Consider the following 2,998-nt stretch of genomic DNA (forward strand, 5'->3'; position numbering starts at 1 on the left):
TGCGGGTATAAATTTCTAAAGCCTGGGTATAAGCGGCGATCGCCTTCTCCAGATTCTGTGCTTTGTCCCCATCGATTCTATCTAAGTAAGCATTCCCCAGATTATTTTGCACCGGTGCCCAGTGTTGAGGAAAGGCGGTGCGGGTATAAATTTCTAAAGCCTGGGTATAAGCTGCGATCGCCAACTCCAGATTCTGTGCTTTGTCCCCATCGATTCTATTACTGTAAGCAGTCCCCAGATTATTTTGCGTCATCGCCCAATCTTGGGGAAAGGCGCTGCGGGTATAAATTTCTAAAGCCTGGGTATAAGCAGCGATCGCCAACTCCAGATTCTGTGCTTTGTCCCCATCGATTCTATATAAGTAAGCATTCCCCAGATTATTTTGCGTCGTTGCCCAATCTTGGGGAAAGGCGCTGCGGGTTCTAATTTCTAAAGCCTGGGTATAAGCTGCGATCGCCTTCTCCAGATTCTGTGCTTTGTCCCCATCGATTCTATTACTGTAAGCAGTCCCCAGATTATTTTGCACTGTTGCCCATTGTTGAGGAAAGGCAGTGCGGGTATATACAGTTAACAATATTTCATAACCAGCAATAGCTATTTCCATGTTGCTGGCTTTGTCTCCTAAGGGGAATTGCCCAATTAGATTGCTGAAATTCCCAATAACTCCTGCAATATATTCCGCCGTATCTGTCTCAACTTCCGCCAGCTTATCTTTTGCCCAACTTTGCAGTACTTCTGGGAGGATATAATCAAGTTTTTCTATGTTCTCTTCTAGTAACGGGTAAACTACCTGCGGATCACCGTTACTTTCTGACGTTGCTTGTAGTACTTGGAGTAAAAATTCTAAATATACAGGTTGACCCACATAAACTGCCAAATTTCTCAACCAATTTGCTGTATTCTCTTCTCCTTCCTGCGAGTAAAACTCGGCTACAGCTTTCACTATCTGCACAAACTCAGCATCAAGTAAATCTTGCTTAGCTTCTAAAATAGCTGCTTCTTCGCCGCTTTGGCAACTCAGCAACATTTCAATTAGGTTGAGGTAGGCTTGCTGACGTTCTTCATTCATGAGCCGGTGCAGGTGCTATATTTAATTTTTAGCATGAAGATGACTTCAGTAGGATTGCTGGTCATTCCGCAAAAATTTTTCAAGCACTATTATCTAGGTCAGTAGGTTGAGGAGACACCCCTGTAAAAGTGATCCCCAACCTACGGGTTACGGCTTTTATGTAGCAGTAGTAGTCATCGTGCCTTCTTGGAGACGATTTACGCAAGAACTAATATGGGAGCGGATAGCGCGCTCATAAACAGCAGTTTGCTGTGTGCGTATTCCTACAGCCTGATATATCAATTTAATCTCAGGGAATTCGCACCAGTACATCAAAAAAATGTCTTTAGCAGGAGTAGTAATTTCATAATTATTCTCTTGCCTTTTTTTCATCAACTTACAATTATTTAGATGTAATTTTTGTCTAAATAATTTTTCAAATTCTGCAATTATATTTGAAGTAGTTTCCATTATTGATATACCTGGCAATTTGTTATTCGAGTAAACACGATATCTCTTCAGCTATCTGATATGTAAAGATAGTCATAGAAGAAGGAGTCAGGAGTCAGAATACAGAAGTCAGAATAAACTACCCATAAAGGGATGGTGTTTTAGCACTCATTTTCAACCCCTATCTCGTGTACAAGGGACGAGGTTTTAACCAAAAACTTGTCCAGGTGAGGTAATTTCCGAGAAAGAAAATATCTGGGGAATGCGAGTTTCGACTGCGCTCAACTCACGATCTCTCAGTTGGTTGAGCGAAGTCGAAACCAACGGCGGAAAACCGTCTACCGCAATGGCTCCTGACTCCTGAATTCTTCTTCATAAAAACTGCACTAGAAAGAAAAGTTAATCAATAGAAAGCTTCTATATTGTGTCGAAAAGCGATTAAGGCGCGCTTACCCTGATACTCTTTTAACGCGGAAAGGATTGCATCAGAGACTTCTAATGAAACTATGGTCTTAATTTCAATATTAGTGTTGTAGCCTGCTAAGTCTGCCAAGCGTCTTCCGTGACCGCCTTCACCTTGGACTTGACTAATAGTATAGCCAGTTACATCATAGCTTTTTAGCAACTTAAGAATAGAGTCTTTCAAGACTGTTTCACCAATGATGGTAACTAAAACAGCAGGTTCTAGGTAAGCGTCTGAGTCTGACATCGAGAACTCCAGAGATTAGGTTTTAGCTCAGAGAGCTTAGATTTTGGCTGCTTAGTCCAGATTCTATTTAAAAAGCTCAAGCATTTCTGCCTGAGCTGGGACTAAATGCAATTAATGTGCTACTTTACTGGTTTAGCTTTGGTAGCTATATCGATAAAGCTTAGTAGCGGTTACGTGCGCCGTAGCTTCCCCGACCGCCACCAAATGAACCTCTATCTTCTTTAGGTTTAGCCTTATTAACTTTAAGGTCACGTCCCATCCACTCAGCACCATCAAGTCCTTCAATAGCAGCTGTTTCTTCTGCTTCTGTACCCATTTCCACAAAACCAAACCCGCGTACACGACCGGTTTCACGGTCAGTAGGTAGCTGAACACGCTTGACAGAACCATATTCTGCAAAAATCGTATTCAAACCATCTTCTGTTACTTCATAAGAAAGGTTGCCTACATAAACTGACATAAACTGTCTCCGAAATTATAAAGTTGTAGAAATTTAAGTTTCGGAGAAAAGTCTGTAAATACTAAAAGGAAAAAGCCTGACAATACTAAGAACAAACAACGTCACCGAATTAAGTCTCACCTAATCAGTATGACACACCCAGCAATGATCACATCATAGTTGCCAAAACCGTTATATAAAGTAACATAAACCATTTGTATCTAAGTATGGTCTTTGCTCAAATTACGTCATTAATCCAATCCAAAATTACTTGGTTCACCTGTTCTGGAGATTCATCTTGGGGTCAATAACCCACATTTTCTAGGCTAACAGGCTTTAGCTGGTCATTGTA

General features: G+C 41.2%; 4 protein-coding genes. All 4 read right to left on the reverse strand.

Annotated elements, in window-relative coordinates:
• Window positions 1–1,069, reverse strand: a 1,069-nt coding sequence (locus G4P69_RS36625) for a tetratricopeptide repeat protein (RefSeq protein ID WP_208354757.1), incomplete at its 3' end; no start/stop codon positions are given.
• Between the two features lie 156 nt (window positions 1,070–1,225).
• Window positions 1,226–1,519: a hypothetical protein gene (locus G4P69_RS36630; RefSeq protein ID WP_208346241.1), complete on the reverse strand. Its 294-nt coding sequence runs from the start codon at window positions 1,517–1,519 to the stop codon at window positions 1,226–1,228.
• A 382-nt stretch (window positions 1,520–1,901) separates the two neighbouring features.
• A complete protein-coding gene (locus G4P69_RS36635) occupies window positions 1,902–2,207 on the reverse strand; it encodes a P-II family nitrogen regulator (protein ID WP_208346242.1) in 306 nt (101 codons plus the stop codon).
• A gap of 160 nt (window positions 2,208–2,367) precedes the next feature.
• Complete coding sequence (locus G4P69_RS36640; RefSeq protein ID WP_208354758.1) at window positions 2,368–2,667, reverse strand: RNA recognition motif domain-containing protein; 300 nt, start codon at window positions 2,665–2,667, stop codon at window positions 2,368–2,370.
• Window positions 2,668–2,998 lie beyond the last annotated feature (331 nt).

It is taken from the genome of Aetokthonos hydrillicola CCALA 1050, from assembly GCF_017591665.1.
GTDB lineage: Bacteria > Cyanobacteriota > Cyanobacteriia > Cyanobacteriales > Nostocaceae > Aetokthonos > Aetokthonos hydrillicola.

Coding starts and splice junctions, on each gene's coding strand:
- G4P69_RS36630 (WP_208346241.1), bottom strand. CDS start 1,519: ATGGAAACTACTTCAAATATAATTGCAGAATTTGAAAAATTATTTAGA.
- G4P69_RS36635 (WP_208346242.1), bottom strand. CDS start 2,207: ATGTCAGACTCAGACGCTTACCTAGAACCTGCTGTTTTAGTTACCATC.
- G4P69_RS36640 (WP_208354758.1), bottom strand. CDS start 2,667: ATGTCAGTTTATGTAGGCAACCTTTCTTATGAAGTAACAGAAGATGGT.